The sequence below is a fragment of the Saccharothrix sp. 6-C genome (genome assembly GCF_016695385.1).
Lineage (GTDB): Bacteria > Actinomycetota > Actinomycetes > Mycobacteriales > Pseudonocardiaceae > Actinosynnema > Actinosynnema texasense.
This window is the reverse complement of the sequence record NZ_CP064192.1, coordinates 5,267,663-5,286,644: the sequence shown is the minus strand read 5'-3', so window position 1 is coordinate 5,286,644 and position 18,982 is coordinate 5,267,663. Positions and strand designations below refer to the sequence as shown.

General features: G+C 72.2%; 18 protein-coding genes. 7 read left to right on the top strand and 11 right to left on the bottom strand.

Going from position 1 to position 18,982, the window contains the following annotated elements; all coding sequences use genetic code 11:
* Positions 1 to 16 precede the first annotated feature (16 nt).
* The 4 genes from IOD16_RS22115 to IOD16_RS41540 form a co-directional block, all read right to left on the bottom strand.
* Complete coding sequence (locus IOD16_RS22115) at positions 17 to 868, bottom strand: ABC transporter permease (protein WP_201435959.1); 852 nt, start codon at positions 866 to 868, stop codon at positions 17 to 19.
* Positions 865 to 1,686: an ABC transporter ATP-binding protein gene (locus IOD16_RS22110; protein ID WP_201435958.1), complete on the bottom strand. Its 822-nt coding sequence runs from the start codon at positions 1,684 to 1,686 to the stop codon at positions 865 to 867. Before IOD16_RS22110 ends, IOD16_RS22115 begins: the two co-directional genes overlap by 4 nt.
* Positions 1,683 to 2,687, bottom strand: a complete 1,005-nt coding sequence (locus IOD16_RS22105; RefSeq protein ID WP_236594276.1) for an ABC transporter substrate-binding protein — start codon at positions 2,685 to 2,687, stop codon at positions 1,683 to 1,685. Before IOD16_RS22105 ends, IOD16_RS22110 begins: the two co-directional genes overlap by 4 nt.
* An 81-nt stretch (positions 2,688 to 2,768) precedes the next feature.
* On the bottom strand, positions 2,769 to 2,852 hold the full coding sequence (locus IOD16_RS41540) for a putative leader peptide (RefSeq protein ID WP_360457754.1): 84 nt from the start codon (positions 2,850 to 2,852) through the stop codon (positions 2,769 to 2,771).
* 251 nt (positions 2,853 to 3,103) lie between these two features.
* Between IOD16_RS41540 and IOD16_RS22100 the strand changes: the two genes are divergently transcribed.
* Complete coding sequence (locus IOD16_RS22100) at positions 3,104 to 4,021, top strand: TauD/TfdA dioxygenase family protein (RefSeq protein WP_123747191.1); 918 nt, start codon at positions 3,104 to 3,106, stop codon at positions 4,019 to 4,021.
* A gap of 109 nt (positions 4,022 to 4,130) precedes the next feature.
* On the opposite strand, the gene IOD16_RS22095 is transcribed toward IOD16_RS22100, so the two are convergent.
* Complete coding sequence (locus IOD16_RS22095) at positions 4,131 to 5,279, bottom strand: BMP family lipoprotein (RefSeq protein WP_201435957.1); 1,149 nt, start codon at positions 5,277 to 5,279, stop codon at positions 4,131 to 4,133.
* Positions 5,280 to 5,515: 236 nt separating this feature from the next.
* Here IOD16_RS22095 and IOD16_RS22090 point away from each other — a divergent pair, with 236 nt between their 5' ends.
* The 3 genes from IOD16_RS22090 to vanX are packed head-to-tail and all read left to right on the top strand — an operon-like array spanning position 5,516 to position 8,198.
* Entirely contained in the window at positions 5,516 to 6,559 is a 1,044-nt protein-coding gene (locus IOD16_RS22090) for a D-isomer specific 2-hydroxyacid dehydrogenase family protein (protein WP_201435956.1), read from the top strand.
* Positions 6,556 to 7,587, top strand: a complete 1,032-nt coding sequence (gene vanA / locus IOD16_RS22085; RefSeq protein ID WP_201435955.1) for a D-alanine--(R)-lactate ligase — start codon at positions 6,556 to 6,558, stop codon at positions 7,585 to 7,587. Before IOD16_RS22090 ends, vanA begins: the two co-directional genes overlap by 4 nt.
* Positions 7,584 to 8,198 carry a D-Ala-D-Ala dipeptidase VanX gene (vanX, locus tag IOD16_RS22080; RefSeq protein WP_201435954.1) on the top strand — a complete coding sequence of 205 codons (615 nt, stop codon included), beginning with the start codon at positions 7,584 to 7,586 and terminating at the stop codon, positions 8,196 to 8,198. Before vanA ends, vanX begins: the two co-directional genes overlap by 4 nt.
* A gap of 3 nt (positions 8,199 to 8,201) precedes the next feature.
* On the opposite strand, the gene IOD16_RS22075 is transcribed toward vanX, so the two are convergent.
* Positions 8,202 to 9,329, bottom strand: a complete 1,128-nt coding sequence (locus IOD16_RS22075; protein ID WP_201435953.1) for a sensor histidine kinase — start codon at positions 9,327 to 9,329, stop codon at positions 8,202 to 8,204.
* Positions 9,322 to 10,017, bottom strand: coding sequence for a response regulator transcription factor (locus IOD16_RS22070; protein ID WP_123747196.1), 696 nt, complete (start codon positions 10,015 to 10,017; stop codon positions 9,322 to 9,324). Before IOD16_RS22070 ends, IOD16_RS22075 begins: the two co-directional genes overlap by 8 nt.
* A gap of 86 nt (positions 10,018 to 10,103) precedes the next feature.
* Between IOD16_RS22070 and IOD16_RS22065 the strand changes: the two genes are divergently transcribed.
* Positions 10,104 to 10,607, top strand: a complete 504-nt coding sequence (locus tag IOD16_RS22065) for a M15 family metallopeptidase (protein WP_201435952.1) — start codon at positions 10,104 to 10,106, stop codon at positions 10,605 to 10,607.
* A gap of 33 nt (positions 10,608 to 10,640) precedes the next feature.
* Here IOD16_RS22065 and IOD16_RS22060 read toward each other — a convergent pair whose 3' ends face one another.
* From IOD16_RS22060 to IOD16_RS22045, 4 genes are all read right to left on the bottom strand, one after another.
* Positions 10,641 to 12,224, bottom strand: coding sequence for a hypothetical protein (locus IOD16_RS22060; RefSeq protein WP_201435951.1), 1,584 nt, complete (start codon positions 12,222 to 12,224; stop codon positions 10,641 to 10,643).
* Between the two features lie 25 nt (positions 12,225 to 12,249).
* Positions 12,250 to 13,173: a hypothetical protein gene (locus tag IOD16_RS22055; RefSeq protein ID WP_201435950.1), complete on the bottom strand. Its 924-nt coding sequence runs from the start codon at positions 13,171 to 13,173 to the stop codon at positions 12,250 to 12,252.
* A gap of 291 nt (positions 13,174 to 13,464) precedes the next feature.
* Positions 13,465 to 14,472 (bottom strand): alpha/beta hydrolase, encoded by a 1,008-nt coding sequence (locus IOD16_RS22050; protein ID WP_236594275.1) that lies wholly within the window; start codon positions 14,470 to 14,472, stop codon positions 13,465 to 13,467.
* Between the two features lie 17 nt (positions 14,473 to 14,489).
* A complete protein-coding gene (locus IOD16_RS22045) occupies positions 14,490 to 15,812 on the bottom strand; it encodes a cytochrome P450 (protein WP_201435949.1) in 1,323 nt (440 codons plus the stop codon).
* Positions 15,813 to 15,988: 176 nt separating this feature from the next.
* Here IOD16_RS22045 and IOD16_RS22040 point away from each other — a divergent pair, with 176 nt between their 5' ends.
* Positions 15,989 to 16,786, top strand: coding sequence for an SAM-dependent methyltransferase (locus IOD16_RS22040; protein ID WP_268957740.1), 798 nt, complete (start codon positions 15,989 to 15,991; stop codon positions 16,784 to 16,786).
* 17 nt (positions 16,787 to 16,803) lie between these two features.
* Positions 16,804 to 18,915, top strand: coding sequence for a putative bifunctional diguanylate cyclase/phosphodiesterase (locus IOD16_RS22035; protein WP_236594274.1), 2,112 nt, complete (start codon positions 16,804 to 16,806; stop codon positions 18,913 to 18,915).
* Positions 18,916 to 18,982 lie beyond the last annotated feature (67 nt).

The following is an 18,982-nucleotide window of genomic DNA, read 5'->3' as shown; positions in this document are numbered from 1 at the left end:
CCCGTGCTGAGGTGGATCAGGAACCGACGGGGACGCGCCAGGAGGTGAACCGGCGCTCCAAGGCGACCAGCAGCTGGTTGAACACCACGCCGATGGCCGAGATGGTGACGATGCCCGCGTACATCCGGGGGATGGCGAAGTTGAACTGCGAGGCGTTGACCAGGTAGCCGAGCCCGGCCTTGGCGCCCACCATCTCCGCGGCCACCAGCACCAGGATCGACACCGCGCCGGCCAGCCGGATGCCGGTGAACACCGTGGGCACCGAGGCGGGCAGGATCACCTTCTGGAAGAGCCGGAACCCCGACAGGTCCACCGACCGGGCCAGCCGCAGCAGGGTCGGGTCGACCCCGCGCACCGCGCTGATCGTGTTGAGCAGGATCGGCCAGGTGCAGGCGTAGAACACGATGGCGATCTTCGACGTCTCGCCGATGCCCAGCAGCAGCACGAACACCGGCAGCAACGCCAGCGCCGCGGTGTTGCGGAAGACCTCCAGCAGCGGACCGAGCAGCGTCGCCACCGGCTGGTACCAGCCGATCAGCAACCCGAGCGGCACGGCGACCGCCACCGCGAGGCCGAACCCGGACAGCGAACGCGCCAGGCTCGCCCCGGTGTGGTCCACGAGCTGACCGCCGGCGGCCAGCTCCCACCAGGCGTCGAGCACGGTGGAGAACGGCGGCAGGAACGTGGCGTCGACCAGGCCGAGCCGGGGCGCGACCTCCCACACCGCCAGCAGCACCGCGATCGCCGCCACCTTGCCCGTCGCCGTCACCAGCGCGTCGGCGACGCGGCGCGCGACCGAGGGCCTCCGCACCCGGCCGGCGGGTCGCTCCTCGTCCGCGACCGGTCGTGACTCCAGCAGCGCGGTCATCCCCCCGCCACCTCCTTCTCCTGTTGCTGGGCGCGCGAGACCTCGTCCTGCAGCAGCTCCCAGATCCGGTGTCGATATCGCGCGAACTCGGTGCTCGAACGCAGGTCGACCTGACCGACGCGGTCACCGAGCTCGATCGGCACCACCTCCTTGACCCGGCCCGGCCGCGAGGTCAGCACCGCGACCCGCTGCCCGAGGTAGACCGCCTCGTCGATGGAGTGCGTGATGAACACGACCGTCTTGCCGGTGCGCCGCCAGATGCGCAGCAGCTCGTCCTGCAGGGACTCGCGGGTCTGCGCGTCCAGGGCCGCGAACGGCTCGTCCATCAGCAGCACGGTCGGGTCGTAGGCCAGGCTGCGGGCGATCGCGACGCGCTGCCGCATGCCACCCGAGAGCTGGTGCGGGTGCCGGTCCTCGAACCCGTTCAGCCCCACCAGGTCCAGGAACTCGCGGGCCCGCCCGGCGCGTTCCCGGCGCGGCACGCCGGCCGCCTCCAGCCCGAACTCGACGTTGCCCTGCGCGGTGCGCCACGGCAGCAACGCGTACTGCTGGAACACCACGCCGCGGTCCAGGCCCGGCCCGGTGATCGGGACGCCGTCCAGCAGCACCTGGCCCTCGCTCGGCTCGGTCAGGCCGCCGAGCAGGTCGAGCAACGTGGACTTGCCGCAGCCGCTCGGCCCGACCAGGACCAGGAACTCGCCGCGTTCCACGTCCAGGTCCACCCCCTGCACGGCGGTGAACTCGGCGCGCCGCCGGGATGCGCGGTCGCGGACCGCGAACCGCTTGCCCACGTCGCGGAAACCGATGTGGGCGCTCACGCCGCCACCCCGTTGAACTCGTTGGTGTAGAGGTCGGAGAGCGTGACCTGGTCCTTGGCGATCTCGCCGCGCTCGGCGAGCCAGTCGACCCACAGCGTCAGCTCCTGGTCCACGATCCGGCCGCCCTTCCCGGCCACGCCGTTGGACTTCCAGTACCGCAACGCGGCCGGGTCCTCGTTGCGCCCGCGCTTGGTGAGGATGTCGACCTTGCGCGCCACGACCTCCTCACGCGGGGTCGTCCGGCTCCACTCGATGGCCTGCGCCACGCCGCTGACGAAGGTTCGCACGGTGCCCGGGTTGTCCCTGAGGAAGTCCTCGGTGAACACGTAGGTGCCCGCGGTGAACGCGCCCAGCAGGTCGAAGTCGGAGAACAGCTTGCGCAGGCCGCCCTTCTCCAACGCCTTGTCGCGCAGGATGCCGCCGAGGACGCCGACCTCGATCTGCCCCTGCCGCACGGACTGCTCGATGTTGACCGGCGGCACCGCGATCGGCTCCACCTTCTTGATCTCGTCGGGGGACAGCCCGTTGCGCTTGAGGTAGATGCCGAGCATGGCCTCGTGGTGCGCACCCAGGGTGTTCATGCCGACCTTCTTGCCGATCAGGTCGCGAGCGGAGGTGATCGGGCTGTCCTCCGGCACGTAGAACCCGCTGAACGCCGCCTCGTCGGAGCCGTAGTAGCCGATCACCGACCTGATCCGGGCGCCCGCGGCCTTGAGCTTGACCACCGCGCCGTTGAACGCGCCGCCGAAGTCGACCTGGCCGGTGGCGGCGGACTGGATGTCCTGCGGGCCGCTGGTGGTGTTGCCGACCCACTCCAGCGTCACGTCGCCGAGGTAGCCGAGGTCGGCGGCCAGTTCGGGCAGGGTCACGTCGCCCGCCCAGCCCTGGTAGCGCAGCGTCCTGGTTTCGGCGCCGCCGGCGCCCGCGGTGGAGCAGCCGACCGCGGCCGCCGTCAGGCCGAGGAGGGTGAGGCCGAGGAAGTTCCGTCGCGTGCTGATCACGGCGAATCCTTTGTTGGGTAAATGCGGGCAGGCCGAAATACCGGGTCGCGGGACCCGAGTGGCGAGAAAGGGGAGGCGCGTTCAGCGACCGGCGCGACAGAGGGCGCCGGCTTGCCGTCGGAGGTCGACGTGCCGGCGCGAGGTGAGGTTGACGGCTTGGCTCACCCGACGAGCCTCACACCCAGGTCAGGCCGGGTCAACGGGCTCGGTGGCCGTCCCACATCATGGAGTCGGCGGTTCGCGGAGCTGGACACGGGGCACTTCTTTGCGCCGCGCAAAGAAGTGTCGAGGCGCTCGGTCGTGTCAACCGCGTCCGCGTGCTGGGACGACTTAATTCACCGCCGTGCAATGTTGTGGCCGACACCCGTGGCTGCCCATCGTGAAGTGCGAACGCATTCCCACGAGAGGACACCGTGATGACCGCACAGCTTTCCGACACGATCACCGTCCACCGGCTCGGCGCGGGCATCGGCGCGCGGATCGGCGGCGTCCGGCTGGGCGGCGACCTGTCCGAGGGCGCCGTCGCGACCGTCCGGGACGCGCTGCTGGCCCACAAGGTGGTGTTCTTCCGCGGCCAGGAGCACCTGGACGACGACGGCCAGCTCGCCTTCGCCCGGCTGCTCGGCGAGCCGACGCTGGCCCACCCGACCGTCAAGGGCCGCGAGCACGCCAACGTGCTGCCGATCGACTCCGACTACGGCAAGGCCAACAGCTGGCACACCGACGTCACGTTCGTCGACCGCGTGCCCGCGATCAGCATCCTGCGCGCGGTCGAGCTGCCGCCCTACGGGGGCAACACGGTGTGGGCCAACACGGTGCGCGCCTACGAGGAGCTGCCGCCGGCGTTGAAGGCGTTGGTGGACCGGCTGTGGGCGGTGCACAGCAACGTCTACGACTACGCCGGGCACGTGGACTCGACCCGCATCGGCGGGGTGGACGTGAAGGAGGAGTCCTACCGCGACGAGTTCGAGTCGCAGCGCTACGAGACCGAGCACCCGGTCGTGCGCGTGCACCCGGAGACCGGCGAGCGGGCGTTGCTGCTGGGCCACTTCGTCAAGCGGATCGTGGGGCTGACGAACGCCGAGTCGCAGTCGGTCCACCGACTGCTCCAGGACCGGGTGACCAGGCTGGAGAACACGGTGCGCTGGCAGTGGGCCGACGGCGACGTGGCGATCTGGGACAACCGCGCCACCCAGCACTACGGCGTCGCCGACTACGACGACGCGCGCCGCCGTCTGCACCGCATCACCATCGCGGGTGACGTCCCGGTCAGCGTGGACGGCGTCACGAGCACCACGGTGGTCGGCGACGCGGCCCACTTCTCCGCGCTCTGACCGCTCCCGCCCCGACCGCCGCCCGCCGGGGCGCGTCCGGCCGCCGGCGGACCGCCGGGCCGGGCGGGGACGGCACCCCCGCCCGGCCCGGCGGCCGCGGACCGGTGGACTACGGCTTGTCCGCGACCTTGATCGAGCCGTCGATGATCTGCGCCTTGAAGCCTTCGAGGATGCCCTGCAGCTTCGCGTCGACCTTGCCGCCCGACGTGGCGTACCCGACGCCGTCCACCTTGAGGTCGAAGACCTTCGGCAGCGACGCCAGGTCGTTGCGCGCGGCGGCGCTGAAGAAGTCGTACACCGCCACGTCGACGCGCTTGAGGCTCGACGCGACGATGACGTCCCGGGTGTCCGCGAGCGAGGGCTGGTTGTACTGGTCGGCGTCGCACCCGATCGCCAGCACACCCGCCTGCTTGACCGCGGAGAAGACGCCGATGCCGGACGCGCCGGCGGCGGGGTAGAGGACGTCCGCGCCCTTCTCGATGAGGCCCTTCGCGGTCTCCAGCCCCTTCGCCGGGTCCTGGAAGCCGGTGAAGTCGGTGGCCGGGGTGATGTACTTCTTCTCGACCACGATGTTCGGCGCGGCGGCCTTCGCGCCCTGCGCGTAGCCGGCCTCGAACTTGTGGATCAGCGGGATGTCCACGCCGCCGACGAACCCGACGTGGCACTTCTTGCTCTGGTACGCGGCCACGACACCGGCGAGGAACGCGCCTTCCTGCTCGGCGAAGACCAGCGGCGTGACGTTGGCCGCGCCCTCCACCGCCGAGTCGACCAGACCGAACCGGACCTCCGGGAACTCCGGCGCGACGACCTTCAGCGACTCGGTGTAGGCGAAGCCGACGCCGACGATCGGGTTGAAGCCCTCGCGCGCGAGCTGGCGCAGGCGGGACTGCTTCACCGACTCGTCCTCGTTCGGCGAGGCGGAGAGCTCGCGGGTGTTCTCCTTGCGCACGCCGAAGTCCGCGATGGCCCGGTCGAACCCGGCGGCGGCGAGGTCGTTGAACGACGCGTCGCCGCGGCCGCCGATGTCGTAGGCCAGACCGATCTTCAGCGCGCTGCCGTCGACCTTCACGCCGTCGGCCTCGGTGGTGCCGGTGTTCGGGGTGGCGGGCGCGCCGGGCGGCGTCGCGAACTCGCAAGCGGCGCCGGTGGCGGTCGGCCCGGTGCTGCTGCCACCGGAGTCCTTCGCGCACGCGCTCACCACCAGGAGGCCGGTCAGCGCGAGCGCGACGACAGCGGTGCCACGGACAGGACGGCGCACGGCTCGTTCCCTCCCAGTTCTTCGGGCGGACACTTCCCCCGGTGGGTCGTGTCCGCGCTTGCGCGACGGACCGTACCTGCTCGACGCGACCGTTCGGACGAGCGTTCATCTGCTGGGAAGGGCTCGGCCGGCCGACGGGACGGGCGACCGCCCCCGTTTTACTGGTCGGTAACATATGGTCGGCATATCGGGAACCGCATACGTGCCGGCAACGCCGCTTCGCCTTGACTGGCGCCATGACCGACCGCGAACCGGCACTGCCGTCGGCCCGCCGCACCCGATCACCGGAGCCCCGGTCCTCCCCTCCCGGCCCGCCGCCGGGCATCACGGTGTACGGCTGCGGACCGGACGAAGCCGTCCTGTTCCGCGAGCTGGCGCCTCGCTTCGGCGTGACGCCGACCATCACCGGGGAGGCGGTGTCCACGGCCAACGCGGCACTGGCCTCGGGGAACCGGTGCGTGAGCGTGGGCCACAAGACCCGGATCACCAACCCGACCCTGCTCGCGCTCAGCCAGGTCGGCGTGGCGTACCTCTCCACGAGGAGCATCGGCGACGACCACGTCGACGTGGCCTACGCGGCGAGCGTCGGCATCACCGTCGGGACCGTCGAGTACTCGCCCCACAGCGTGGCCGACTACACCGTGATGTTGATGCTGATGGCGGTGCGGAACGCGGGGTCCGTCCTCAGGCGCGCGGACGCTCACGACTACAGGTTGCCCGACCTGCCCGGGCGGGAACTGCGCGACCTGACCGTCGGGGTGGTCGGCACGGGCCGCATCGGCGCCGCGGTCGTCGACCGGCTGCGGGGCTTCGGGTGTCGGCAGCTGGCCCACGACGTCCGACCCGGGTCGTCGGCCGAGCACGTGCCGCTCGACGAACTGCTCCGGCAGAGCGACGTCGTCACGCTCCACACACCGCTCACCGCGGCCACGCGCCACCTGTTGAACCGCCGGCGCATCGAGCGGATGAAGCGCGGCGCGTTCGTCGTCAACACCGGGCGGGGTGGGCTGATCGACACCGACGCGCTCCTGCCCGCCTTGGAGAGCGGCCGGTTGGGCGGCGCGGCGCTGGACGTGCTCGAAGGGGAGGAGGGGATCTTCTACGCCGACCACCGGAACCGGCCCCTCGGCCACGAGCACCTGTCGCGGTTGCGGCGACTGCCGAACGTGGTGATCACACCGCACACCGCCTACCACACCGACCACGCGCTCCGCGACACCGTGGCGAACTCCCTCATCAACTGTCGCGACTTCGAGAGCAGAAAGCAGCACTGGATATGAAGATCGGCATCGTGTTCGGGGGTCGCTCCGAAGAGCACCCCGTCTCCGTCAAATCCGCCCGGGAGGTGGCCAGGCACCTCGATACCGACAAGTACGAGCCGTTCTACGTGGGGATCACCCGGAGCGGCGCGTGGCGGCTCTGCGACGGTCCGGAACCGGGGTGGGAGAACGGCGGTTCCCGCCCGGTCGTGCTGTCGCCGGACCGCGACGCGCGCGGACTGCTGGTGCTGGAGGAGGGGCGGTACCGGACGATCGAACTGGACGTGGTGCTGCCCGTCCTGCACGGCAGGCTCGGCGAGGACGGCGCGACGCAGGGCCTGCTGGAGCTCTCCGGCATCCCCTACGCGGGCTGCGACGTGCAGAGCTCCGCCCTGTGCATGGACAAGTCCCTCGCCTACCTCGTCGCCCGCGCCGCGGGGATCGCCACGCCGGACTTCCGGGTCGTCGCGAAGGACGAGCGGGTCGAACCCGACCGGCTGTCCTACCCGGTGTTCGTGAAGCCGGCCCGGTCGGGATCGTCCTTCGGCGTCAGCAAGGTGACCCGGCCGGAGGACTTGGCGGACGCGGTGGAGACCGCGAGGCAGTACGACTCGAAGGTGGTGCTGGAGCGGGCCGTCGTCGGCAGCGAGGTCGGCTGCGCCATCCTGGGCGACGCGGCGGACCCGGTCGCCGGCGAGGTGGACCGGATCGCGCTCTCGCACGGCTTCTTCCGGATCCACCAGGAGAGCGAGCCGGAGAGCGGCTCCGAGAACTCGACGGCGATCGTCCCGGCCGACATCCCGGCCGAGGCGCGCGCGCTCGTCCGGGAGACCGCGAAGACCGTGTACCGCGCTCTCGGCTGCCGGGGACTGGCTCGGGTGGACATGTTCCTGACGGAGGAAGGGACGGTGGTCCTCAGCGAGGTCAACACCCTGCCCGGCCTGACCTCGTACAGCCGGTACCCGAGGATGATGGCGGCGGCCGGGATGCCGCTCGGCGAGGTGATCGACCGGGTCGTGTCGCTGGCCCTGGCCGGAGCGGCCCGGTGAACGACGACTTCGTCTTCCTCGACGAGTTCGTGCCCGGACTGCGCTGGGACGCCAAGTACGCCACCGGGGACAACTTCACCGGCGGACCCGTGGACGGCTACGCGGCGAACCGGGTCGTCGGCACGCGGGCGCTGTGCGCGGCCCTGCGGAGCGCGCAGGAGAAGGCCGCGACCCTGGGCTTCGGCCTGCTCGTCTGGGACGGCTACCGCCCGCAACGCGCGGTGGACCACTTCCTGCGCTGGACGCGGCAACCGGAGGACGGTCGGACGAAGGCGCGGCACTACCCGGCCATCGACCGCGCCGAGATGGTCGAGAAGGGGTACGTGGCCGCCAGGTCGGGCCACACCAGGGGCAGCGCGGTCGACCTGACGCTCTACCACCTGGCGACCGGTGAGCTCGCCGCCACGGGTGGCGGCCACGACCTGATGGACCCCGTCTCGCACCACGGCGCGACGGGGCTCACCCCGGTCGAGGCGGACAACCGCCGGCACCTCCGCTCGATCATGGAGGACTGCGGTTTCCGGTCGTACGACCGCGAGTGGTGGCACTACGCGCTGGCGGACGAGCCGTACCCGGACCGCTACTTCGACTTCCCCATCACGTCGACCTGAGCGTCACCGGTCACCGGTCCACCGGTCGGTGGGCGGTGGCGAGAGGGGCAGCCGGACCGTGATGCGGAGCCCTCCGCCGGCTCGCGGGGTGAGGGTGAGCGTTCCGCCGTGGGCCTGGGCGATGCTCCGGACGATCGCCAGGCCGAGCCCGACGCCCGCGTGGTCGCTGCGCACGCGCTGGGTGCCGCGCTGGAACGGTTCGGTGAACGTCGAGACCACCTGCGGCGTGAGCTTCTCGCCGGTGTTCTCGACCGTGAGCACCGCCTTCGCGGGGTGGGCGCCGGTCGTGACCCGCACGGTGCCCCCTTCCGGCAGGTTGTGGACGATCGCGTTGTGCACGAGGTTCGTCGTCATCTGCAGCAGGAGCGCGTGCGAGCCGGCGGTGGGCGTCAGGTCGCCGGAGGTCTCGATGGTGAGGCCCCGCTTCTCCGCGAGGGGCAGGAGCGTCTCGGCGGCTTCCTCCGCTATCAGGGACAGGTCGACGTGCTCCCGGGTGAAGGACCGCTGGTTGGCGCGGCTGAGCAGGAGCAGCGCCTCGGTGAGGTCGATCGCCCGGGTGTTCACGAAGCGGAGGCGGTCGACGAGTTCGCCCGCGTCGCGGTCCGGGTCGTTGCGGGCGACGTCGAGGAGCGTCTGGGTGATCGCCAGCGGGGTGCGCAGCTCGTGCGACGCGTTGGCGGCGAACCGCTGCTGCTCGGCGTCGTGCGCCTCGATCCGCGCGAGCATGGTGTCGAAGGCGTCGGCGAGCTCGCGGAACTCGTCGTGGCGGCCCTCCAGCCCGATCCGGTGGGAGAGCGAGCCGTTCGCGGCCAGGCGGGTGGCGTGGGTGATGCGGGTCAGGGGCGCGAGCATGCTGCCGGCCAGCAGCCACCCGCCCAGCAGGCCGAACACCAGCAGCACCACCATCACCACGGCCGCCTTCGGCACGAAGGCGCGCTCCAGGGCGGTGCGGTCGGGCACCGACGGGCCGGGCGGCCACCTCCCCGGCAGGTCGGGGGCGATGACCTCGGGCACGTAGCGCAGCAGGAACACCCACACGACGGTGAGCAGCAGGCCGCCGGCGAGCATGAGGAACCCGGCGTAGCTGAGGGTGAGCTTGAGGCGGACGCTCAACCCGGGCTGCCTACCCACGGTCCCGTGCCCCACGCCCGTCGCCGGGCGCCGGGTCGATGCGGTAGCCGACGCCCGGCACGGTGGCGATGACCCAGGGTTCGCCGAGGCGCTTGCGCAGCGCGGAGACCGTGATCCGCACCGCGTTGGTGAAGGGGTCGGCGTTCTCGTCCCACGCCCGCTCCAGCAGCTCCTCGGCGCTGACGACACCCCCTTCGGCGGCGACGAGGACTTCGAGCACGGCGAACTGCTTCCTGGTCAGCGCCACGTACCGGCCGTCGCGGTAGACCTCGCGGCGGAACGGGTCCAGCCGCAGTCCCGCGATCTCCCGCACGGGCGGCCGGTTGTGCGCGCGCCTGCGGTCGAGCGCCCTGAGCCGCAGCACGAGCTCCCGCAGCTCGAACGGCTTGGTGAGGTAGTCGTCGGCGCCGAGCTCGAACCCGGAGGCCTTGTCGTCGAGCCGGTCGGCCGCGGTGAGCATGAGGATCGGCATGCCGCTGCCGGACGCGACGATGCTCTCGGCGACCTCGTCGCCGGACGGTCCGGGGATGTCGCGGTCGAGCACGGCGATGTCGTAGGAGTTGACGCCCAGCATCTCCAGCGCGGTGTCGCCGTCGCCGGCGATGTCGGCGGCGATCGCTTGCAGGCGCAGCCCGTCCCGGATCGCCTCGGCCAGGTAGGGCTCGTCCTCGACGACCAGCACGCGCATGCCCCGATGCTACGACCGGGCACATATCGTCGGCATATCCGAAAGCGCGAACGCGCCGGCAACACCGCGCCGGGTTGGTTCGGGGCATGCGCCTGAGCGAACCGACCCGAACCCGAAGGCCGGACCCCTCGGCCGGCCGGCGCGAGCAGGGCGCCGTCCCGCACCCCGTGACGGTCTTCGACAACGAGACCCCGGCCGTGGCCAACCTCCGACCGGAGCTGCTCGGTGCCCTGCGCCGCGCCGCGACGGCCGCCGCGGCCGACGGGGTCGAGATCCTCGTCAACGGCGGCCGGCGGTCCCCCGAGTACCAGGAGCGGCTGTTCCGGGAGGCGGTCGCGAAGTACGGCTCGGCAGGGGAAGCCGCCCGCTGGGTGGCCACCCCCGGCACGTCGGCCCACGTGTCGGGGGACGCGGTCGACCTCGGGCCGCCCGCCGCCAGGGCGTGGCTGTCCGAGCACGGCGCCGGGTACGGCCTGTGCCAGGTCTACCGCAACGAGCCGTGGCACTACGAACTGCGCCCGGAGGCCGTCGTCGACGGCTGCCCGCCCATGTACGCCGACCCCACGTACGACCCGAGGATGCGGCCGTGAACCGGCTGCCCGCTCGCCGAGCCCGGCCGCGCCTCAGATCGCCGCCGTCAGCACCTCGTCCCTGGTCTTGGCGACGGCCGCGTTCAAGCCCGGGATGACGGCGACGGCCTGCGGCTTCCCCGAGGGCTGCGGCTCGGTCGCCGGCGGGCTCTCCCGGAGTTCGCGGAGCACGTCCTTCAGCGCCTGTTCGAGGCTTTGCGGGTGGTCGAGGGCCGGGTCGTCCGCCGGCGCGACGATGCCCGCCTTGACCCAGACATCGGTGTGCCGGTCGTTCAGCGTGGCCTTGAAGACGACGTGGTCGAGGCCGTCCTCCGGCATGTCGATGGTGGACAGGTCGACGGAGACGCGGGGCTCGCCGGGGCCCTCGCCGCCCAGGCCCAGCGCCGTCCGGTCGAGGTTGAACGGCGGTTTGCCCCCGCCACCGCCCGCGGTGCGCGCCGCGGCCGCCGCCCTGGCGATGACGACGGTGGCGTAAGCCAGTTGGGCCTTGGCCTTGAACCAGTCCTGCTGGCTGGTCGGCGGCGGCTTGCGCCGGCCGTCCAGGATCGCGCCGAGGGCACCGGCCGGGTCGACCGACCCGCCCTCCACCTTGCGGTGGAACGCCTCGCTGGACAGGCTGCCGTTCGCCCACTCCAGTGACAGGTTCGACGGCGAGACGACGGCGTGGGACAGGCCCCGCCGGGTCAGGTCCGCCACGACGTCGGGGGAGTGGGCGGCGCCGACGTTCAGCGCGATCGGGGCGCAGTCGGCCTGCTGCGCCGCGGCGATGTCCGCCGTGTTGGCGGTCATGGTCGTGCTCCGTCGCGAGCCGGCGTCGAAGAACTCCCGGGACTTGCGGAGCCCGTCCTGGTAGCGGGTGACGTCGGCGCCCACCTGCCGGGCCTTCTCCTCCAGCTCGTCGCCGAGCCGCTGCATCTCGCCGCTGCTGACGATCGGCGACTTCCGCTCGAGCAGCCGGCGCCGCTCGCTCGTCCACGGGTTCGTGTCGATGACGAACTGGATGCCCTCTTCGTGCTTGTCCTGCTCCAGGAGCGCGGTGGCCTGCCCGATCTGGTCGGTGGTCATCGTGGTCAGGGCGATGGCCGTCAGGTACCCGGTGTAGGCCTGCTGGTCCTCGCCCGACAGGCCGACCCGGTACTCCTCCTCGTGCTCGATCGCGTGCAGGCGGAAGTCGGGCAGCACCATCGCGGCGAACTCCGCGGCCCCGACCTCGCCCTGCTCGAGCAGCTGGAGCGCGACGGCGCGCCGGATGCCCGCGTCCGGCAGGGACGTGAACCAGTCGAGGCTCGGTTGAGGCTGCTCGACCACGCTCCCCTCCAGCGCGAGGTGGCGCAGGCCGGAGCCGTGGTAGAGGCGGTTGAGCATGATGGCCAGCTCCACCTGCCCGGCGCGGGAGGCGTGCTGCTCGTCGAGGACGACCACGGAGGGACTGCCCGCGGTCTCGACGCTCCCGAGCTCGCCGACCTCCGCGTACACCTCGGGGCCCAGCGAGAACGGCGCGCACGCCGCCGCGCCGGGTTCCGGCCCGGCGGGCGTGCAGCCGGCTGTGCCGCACCCGATGAGCGCGGCCACCAGCACGACGGAGTTGGCCCACGACGGCCGACCTCGACTCTTCACGGACGTCCTCCCCTGGTCGTGGCGGTCAGAACTCGAGCGCTTCCCGGATCGTGAGCTGTTCGATGGCGTGCCTCGGGGTCAAGGACCTCAGGGCCTCCCGCGCCGCCGTGGTGCCCGACCTAGCCAGCTCCCAGACGATCCGGCAGCGCTCCTCGTGGTCGGGGCTCGCGTGGAACCGCGCCACGAGGAGCGGCACCGAGTCGCTCGACGCGGCGGGCGTCCAGCCCGGGAACCGCGCCAGCCGGGCGAGGTAGGCGGATGGCGGCAGGCGGTGCCGCGCGAGGTGGGCGGCGGCCCGGTCGATCGCCGCCGGCTGCCCGCCGAGCTCGTCGCACAGGGCCGCCGCGCCCGTCAGGTCGGCCTCCGGCCACTCCTGCCGCAGCAGCCGGCACAGCAGCTCCACCACCTCGTCGCGGGGCAGCGGGTCCACCGCCACGGTCGCCGTCCCGCGCCAACCGCCCACCCGGGAGGTGACCACGACGGTCCCGGTCCGCACGGGGTCCGACAGGAGCGCCGCGTGAGCCGGGTCGGTCACGTCGTCCAGGACGAGCAGCCACCCGTCGTGGGACGCCAGCCAGCGCACGCCCGACTCGGCCCGCTGCGCCGGCCCGAGGCCCGCCACCCGGGGGGTGAGGGCCAGGGCGAACTCCGCGAGACCCGAGCGCAGCGCGCCGGCCGAGTCCGCGGTGATCCACCACACCGGGGCGAACCGGTCGGCGCGCAGCCCGGCGAACCGCGCGACCAAGGCGCTCTTGCCCACCCCGCCGGGACCGTGCACCGCCACCACGGCCCCGCGGCCGGCCGCTGCGGCGTCCAGCCGTGCCAGCTCGGCGACGCGACCGACGAACGCGCCCGGAGGCGACGGCCTCCGACCGATTCCCGGTGGGAGCGGGACCGACTCCACCGGCTGGTCCACCGGCACGGCCGACACGTGACCGTGGACGGTCACGTTCCCGCCCGCCTGGATCACGGTCGACCCGCCGGACGCATTTCCGGTCTGGCTCACCACTTCCGGCGAAACCCGACCCTCGGAGCCGGTCACAGCCCACCCCACCCGCGAATGACGGCCGAACGGCCGGAACACGTCAACCGAATCCCATCGGGCGACGTGCGGCAACGCAATTCTGCGGGCAACTCCGCCGCGTTGTCCGGCGCGGTGGCAAACGATGGACAGCAGCACCGGATGCGGGATATTTCCGGATTCACACTTCCGTGTCCGTGATCACTCCGGCAGGTCGGGTCAGCCGATCCGGTCGGTCCACTCGGCGACCGCCCGGTGGTAGCCCGGCGCGTTCGGCGAGAAGTTGAGCGAATGCCCGTAACCGGGGACGACATAGGCGTTCAGCCGGGCTTCGGGCGCGTAGAACCGCCCCTCCGACAGGCGCAGCGCCTCGCCGGACGAGCAGTCCGCGCCGAGCGGCGGGCCGCAGAAGTTCCCGTCGCGACCGCCCATGACGACCATGACCGGCACGGTGATCCGGCGTGACAGCGGGAGCAGTTCGCTGATCAGCACCGTGCTCACGGTTTCCAGCGGTGTGACGACGTCCTTGGTGGCCTCGTCGAAGTCGAGCGCGCCCCGCTCCGCCACGCCGGGGGAGTGGAACGACGAGTACCGGGAACCGGCGATCGTGGTCAGGTAGCCGAGGTCGAGGCCGCGCCCGACCGCCCGGGGGTCGAGCGTGGTCGGGATCAGGGTGGTGAACACCGGCACCGCGCCCGGCAGGTTGATCTGGTGGCTGAGGCCGGTGAGCACCACGCCGTCCACGTCGCGGTACGTGACCGCCTCGGTCGTGGCCACCGCCGAGCCGATCGAGTGGCCGACCAGCACGACCCGCTCGAACCGCGGCCGCAGCGACTGGATCACCGCGTGCACCGCCTCGGCCTGGGTGGACAGGCCGAGCAGGACGCTCAACGGCTTGGAGCTGCGCCCGCTGCCGAGCCGGTCGACGGCGACGGTCGCGATGCCCGCCCGGTTCATCGCCTGCCGGTAGGACAGGTTCTCCGGGGAGTAGCCGATGTCCCAGTACGCGCTGTTGTACGTGCCACCGGGCACCAGCACCTGCAGCGTCGTGGCGCCCTCCGGCACGCACAACCGGCCGTACACGGAGTGCGCCGTCAGCGCGACCGCCACCGGCACCCTCACGTCCTCGCACACGGCCGGCGCCGCGCCGGCCGTGCCGGGTGCGAGGCAGGTACCGGCGGCGACCAGCGCGACGGCGACGATCCGGCGCAAACGCGACCAACCCACGGGCAACGTCCTCCAACTCAATTTCGGGGAACCGCCGTCATCAGCATTCCGCTGGGGTACGCGGCGGAGGTGAACTTGACGCGCACCGGCTTGTCCGGCACGGGGACCAGCCGCCACCGCGCCGCCACGGTGGCGAGCGCGACGACGATCTCGGTCTGGGCGAACAGGTTCCCGACGCACTGGCGCGCGCCCGCGCCGAACGGGACGAACGCGCCCTTCGGGATCCGCCCGGCGCGTTCCGGGGACCACCGGTCCGGGTCGAAGCGGTAGGGGTCCTCGAACGACACCGGGTCGTGGTGCAGGGCGTGCGGGCTGAAGATCACCTCGGCGCCCGCGGGCAGCGCCGCGTCGCCCAGTTCGACCGGCGTGAGGGTGCGCCGCATCAGGAACCACACCGGGTACATCCGCAGCACCTCGTTGGCGACCCGCTTGAGGTAGACCAGGTCGCCGACGTCGGCGAAGGCGGGCGTGCGGCCGCCGAGCACCTCGTCCACCTCGGCGTGCACGCGCCGCTCGACCTCCGGGTGCCGGGCGAGCTCGTGGAACGTCCAGGCCAGCGCCAGCGCGGTGGTCTCGACACCGCCGACGAGCAGCGTCATGACCTCGTCGTGGACCTGCTCGTCGGACATGCCCGCGCCGGTGTCCTGGTCCTGGGCCGTCAGCAGCACCGACAGCAGGTCGCCCCGGTCGACGCCGTCCTCCCGCCACCTGCGCACGACGTCGAGCACGATCGCCCGCATCCGCGCCACGGCCTCGTCGAACGCGCGGTTGCCCGGCAGGGGCAGCTTCTCGACGAACGACGGCGACAGCGCGCGGACCATGCCCTGCTTGAGCACGGTGAACAACGACCGGCGCACCTCGTCGACCGCGTGGCTGCCCAGTTCGGTGGAGAACAGCGCCTCGCCCACGATGGTGACGGCCAGCGCCTGGGTGTCCTCTTCGAGCACGCGCACCTGTCCGGGGCGCCAGCCGGCCGTCCAGTCGGCCGCGGCGCGCGCCATGGTGTCGACGTAGTGGGCGATGCGCCGCCGGTGGAAGGCGGGCTGCACCATCCGGCGCTGGCGCTGGTGGAACTCGCCGTTCGACGTGGCCAGCCCGTTGCCGAAGATCGGCTGGAACCTGTCGAACAAGGCGCCCTTCCTGAATGACGATCCCTTGGTGACGAGTAGTTCGTGGACTAATCGAGGGTTCGTCACAAAGTAGGTGCGCATCGTTCCCAGGTCAATCCGGACGACATCGCCGTGATTCCGCAATAATGCGGTGAACCGCTGTCGGCGGCGCAGCATCGACACGGTGTGGCCGAGCACGGGAAGACGGCCCGGGGCTACCGGGACGGGCATGTCCGCTCCTCGTCGCTGTTGACGGGACGGCTCACCATAGAAGCCGTTCGGGTGATAGTGACAGTGCCCGATCGGGTGACTACGCACACTCGGGTGGCGCAGTGTCGATACCGACCGCCTGGTTAGGATGATCCCCTCTTCCGAAAGGGGTGTTCGCAGTGGTGCAACGGGAGTGGATTCCCCAGAGCGTCGACGTTTCGGTGCCGAGCATGGCCCGCACGTACGATTACCTGCTGGGCGGCGCCCACAATTTCGCGGTCGACCGGGAACTCGCGGCGCAGGTCGAGCGGATCATGCCCGACGCCAGGTCCGCGGCCCGGGTGAACCGCGCCTTCCTCGGCCGGGCCGTCCGGCACATGATCGGGCAGGGCATCACCCAGTTCCTCGACATCGGCTCCGGCATCCCCACCGTCGCCAACGTGCACGAGGTCGCCCAGGCCGCGGACCCGACGTGCCGGGTCGTGTACGTCGACAAGGACCCGATCGCGGTGGCGCACAGCGAGCTGATGCTGGCGGACAACGACCACGCGGCCGTCGTGCACGCCGACATGCGCGAGCCCGAGGCGATCCTCGACCACCCCGAGACCCGGCGGCTGCTCGACTTCGACCGGCCCGTCGGCCTGCTCGTGCTGATGATGCTGCACTGGGTGCCGGACGAGGCCGACCCGTGGCGGCTGATGTCGACCTACCGCGACGCGCTGGCGCCCGGCAGCCACCTGGCGATCACCCACGTCACCGCCGACAACCAGGACGAGAGCCTGACCGACGTGACGGACCTGATCAAGGACAGCCGCAGCGCCGACCAGCTCAACGAGCGCTCGCACGAGCAGGTGCTGGCGCTGTTCGGCGACTTCGAGGTGGTCGAGCCGGGCCTGGTCGGGTGCTCGGCGTGGCGGCCCGCCGGTCCCGGCGACATGTCCCAGACCCCGGGGATGAACATGGTCATCTACGGCGGAGTCGCCCGAAAACGATGATCCCGCACAACTTGCCCGTGCCCGAGCCCTCTCCGACGCCACCGGACGGCGCCCGCGCGCGGGACCTCCTCGCGGGCAAGTGGACCTACCTCCTGAGCGGTGTCGCGGCGACCGCCCTGACCACCGAGGAGCTGGGGCGCGAACTGCGCGACCGGCTCGACGCGCTGTGCTCGGTCCTGGCCGTCGACCCGTTCGACGCGGCGGCGGTCGAGCGGATCGGCGAGGAGGTCGTCGCGACCGGGTACGTCGGCGAGGACGGACTGCGCCGCACCGTCGAGGTCCTCGGCAAGGGGCTCGCGTCGCTGCCCGAGTTCCAGCCGGTCGACGCGCACGCGGACCGGCTGGCGCTCGCGATCGGCGCGCTGGCCACCGGTTTCCTCACCGCGAACCGGCGCGCCGTGTTCGAGCAGCAGGAACGCATGCAGCTGTCGCTGCTCAAGGCCGTGCGCGACGCCAAGTGGAACCTGAAGGAGAGCGAAGCCAGGTTCGACGAGGTCGTCACGTCGTCGGCGAGCGGCGTCCTGATCGCCGACCCGGCCGGCCTGCTCGTGCGCGCCAACGCCGCCATCGGCGAGATCCTCGGCCGCACGGTCGCGGAGCTGACCGGGACGAGCCTGTTCGACCTCGTGCACCCCGACACGGTCGGGATGCTGCGCGAGGGGATGCGCGCCGTGGTCGAGGGCGCGCAGGACCGGGTCCGGCAGTCGCAGCGGCTGCTGCGCCAGGACGGCGACGTCGCGCGGATCTCGCTGACCGCGTCGCTGGTGGGTGACGCCGGCGACGCGTCGAGCCACTTCGTCGTGGTCGTCGAGGACGGCACCGAGCTGGTGCTGCTGCAGAACGAGCTGAACCGGCAGGCGCTGCACGACGTGCTCACCGGCCTGCCGAACCGCCAGTTCTTCAGCACCCACCTGGAGAGCGCGGTGCGGCGGGCCGACCCCGCGCACGGCCTGACGCTGATGCACCTGGACCTCGACGCGTTGGGCATGGTGTGCGACAGCCTCGGCCGCCGTGCCGGGGAACGGCTGCTGGTCCACGTCGCGCAGCGGCTGAAGTCGTTGGTGGCGCGGGAGAAGGCGATGGTCGCCCGGCTCGACGGCGACGAGTTCGGCATCCTCGTGGAGAACACGGCGACGACGCCGGACATCGCCACCATCGCCGCCGCCGTCAACCGGGAGCTGGCCGAGCCCCTGTACGTCGACGGGCACGGCCTGGCGCTCTCCACCTCGATCGGCGTCGCGCGAGGCGGTCGCGACGACGACCCGGCCGAGCTGCTGCGCGCGGCCGACCAAGCCCTGCGGCGGGCCAGGACGCGGCGGCGCGGGCAGTGGGAGGTGTTCGACCCGGAGCGGGACGTCGCGGAGCGGTCGACGCACGCGCTGGCCGTCGGCATGCCGGGCGCGTGGGAGAGGGGCGAGATCGCCGTGCACTACCGGCCCGTGACGCGGCTGGCGGACGGCGGCGTGGCCGGGGTGGAGGCGGTGCTGCGCTGGGAGCGGCCGGGAGGACCGCTCGGGCACGAGGAGTGCCTCGGGCTCGCCGAGCGGACGGGTCTCGTCCTGCCGCTGGGGGAGTGGCTGCTCGGCGGCGCGGCCGGCCAGGTCCACTGGTGGCGCCGGCGCAACGGCTTCGCCTCGCCGTTGACCGTGGCGCTGACCGCGCACCAGGCGTGCGACGCCGACCTCGTGCCGCGGGTGGTGCGGGTGCTGGACACCGCCGGGCTGCCGGCGGACCGGTTGGTGGTCGGCATCCCGTCGCGGGTGGCGCGGGTGGCCGAGGCGGTGGACAACCTCTCCGTGCTGGCCGAGATGGGCGTGCGCACGGCGCTGGAGGACTTCGCCCTGGGGCCGGACGACTTCACCGCCGCGCGGGACCTCGGTGTGCGGGTCATCCGGGTGGCCAAGCGCTTCACCGATCTCGGGGACACGGCGAACGCAGGCTATGCGAACGCCCTGACCGCGGCTCTGCGCGACACGGGCGCGGTCGTCGCGGTCTGCGGTGTCACCACCGCGGACCAGGCCGCCTGGTGGCGGGAGGCCGGCGCGGAGCTGGCCACCGGTCCGCTCTTCGGTCCCGACGACTCCGCCGCCGCCTTCCAGGCGACGCTCGCGCCGACGTCGTCGCCGTAGGGCCACCCCGCCCTGCCGAAGGCCGGTGATCACCCCCCGGCCGGGACGGCTGCCGCACGCCGCGCCG

Coding starts and splice junctions, on each gene's coding strand:
- IOD16_RS22100 (WP_123747191.1), top strand. CDS start 3,104: ATGACCGCACAGCTTTCCGACACGATCACCGTCCACCGGCTCGGCGCG.
- IOD16_RS22065 (WP_201435952.1), top strand. CDS start 10,104: ATGCGCCTGAGCGAACCGACCCGAACCCGAAGGCCGGACCCCTCGGCC.
- IOD16_RS22070 (WP_123747196.1), bottom strand. CDS start 10,017: ATGCGCGTGCTGGTCGTCGAGGACGAGCCCTACCTGGCCGAGGCGATC.
- IOD16_RS22045 (WP_201435949.1), bottom strand. CDS start 15,812: ATGCCCGTCCCGGTAGCCCCGGGCCGTCTTCCCGTGCTCGGCCACACC.
- IOD16_RS22090 (WP_201435956.1), top strand. CDS start 5,516: ATGACCGACCGCGAACCGGCACTGCCGTCGGCCCGCCGCACCCGATCA.
- IOD16_RS22115 (WP_201435959.1), bottom strand. CDS start 868: ATGACCGCGCTGCTGGAGTCACGACCGGTCGCGGACGAGGAGCGACCC.
- vanA (WP_201435955.1), top strand. CDS start 6,556: ATGAAGATCGGCATCGTGTTCGGGGGTCGCTCCGAAGAGCACCCCGTC.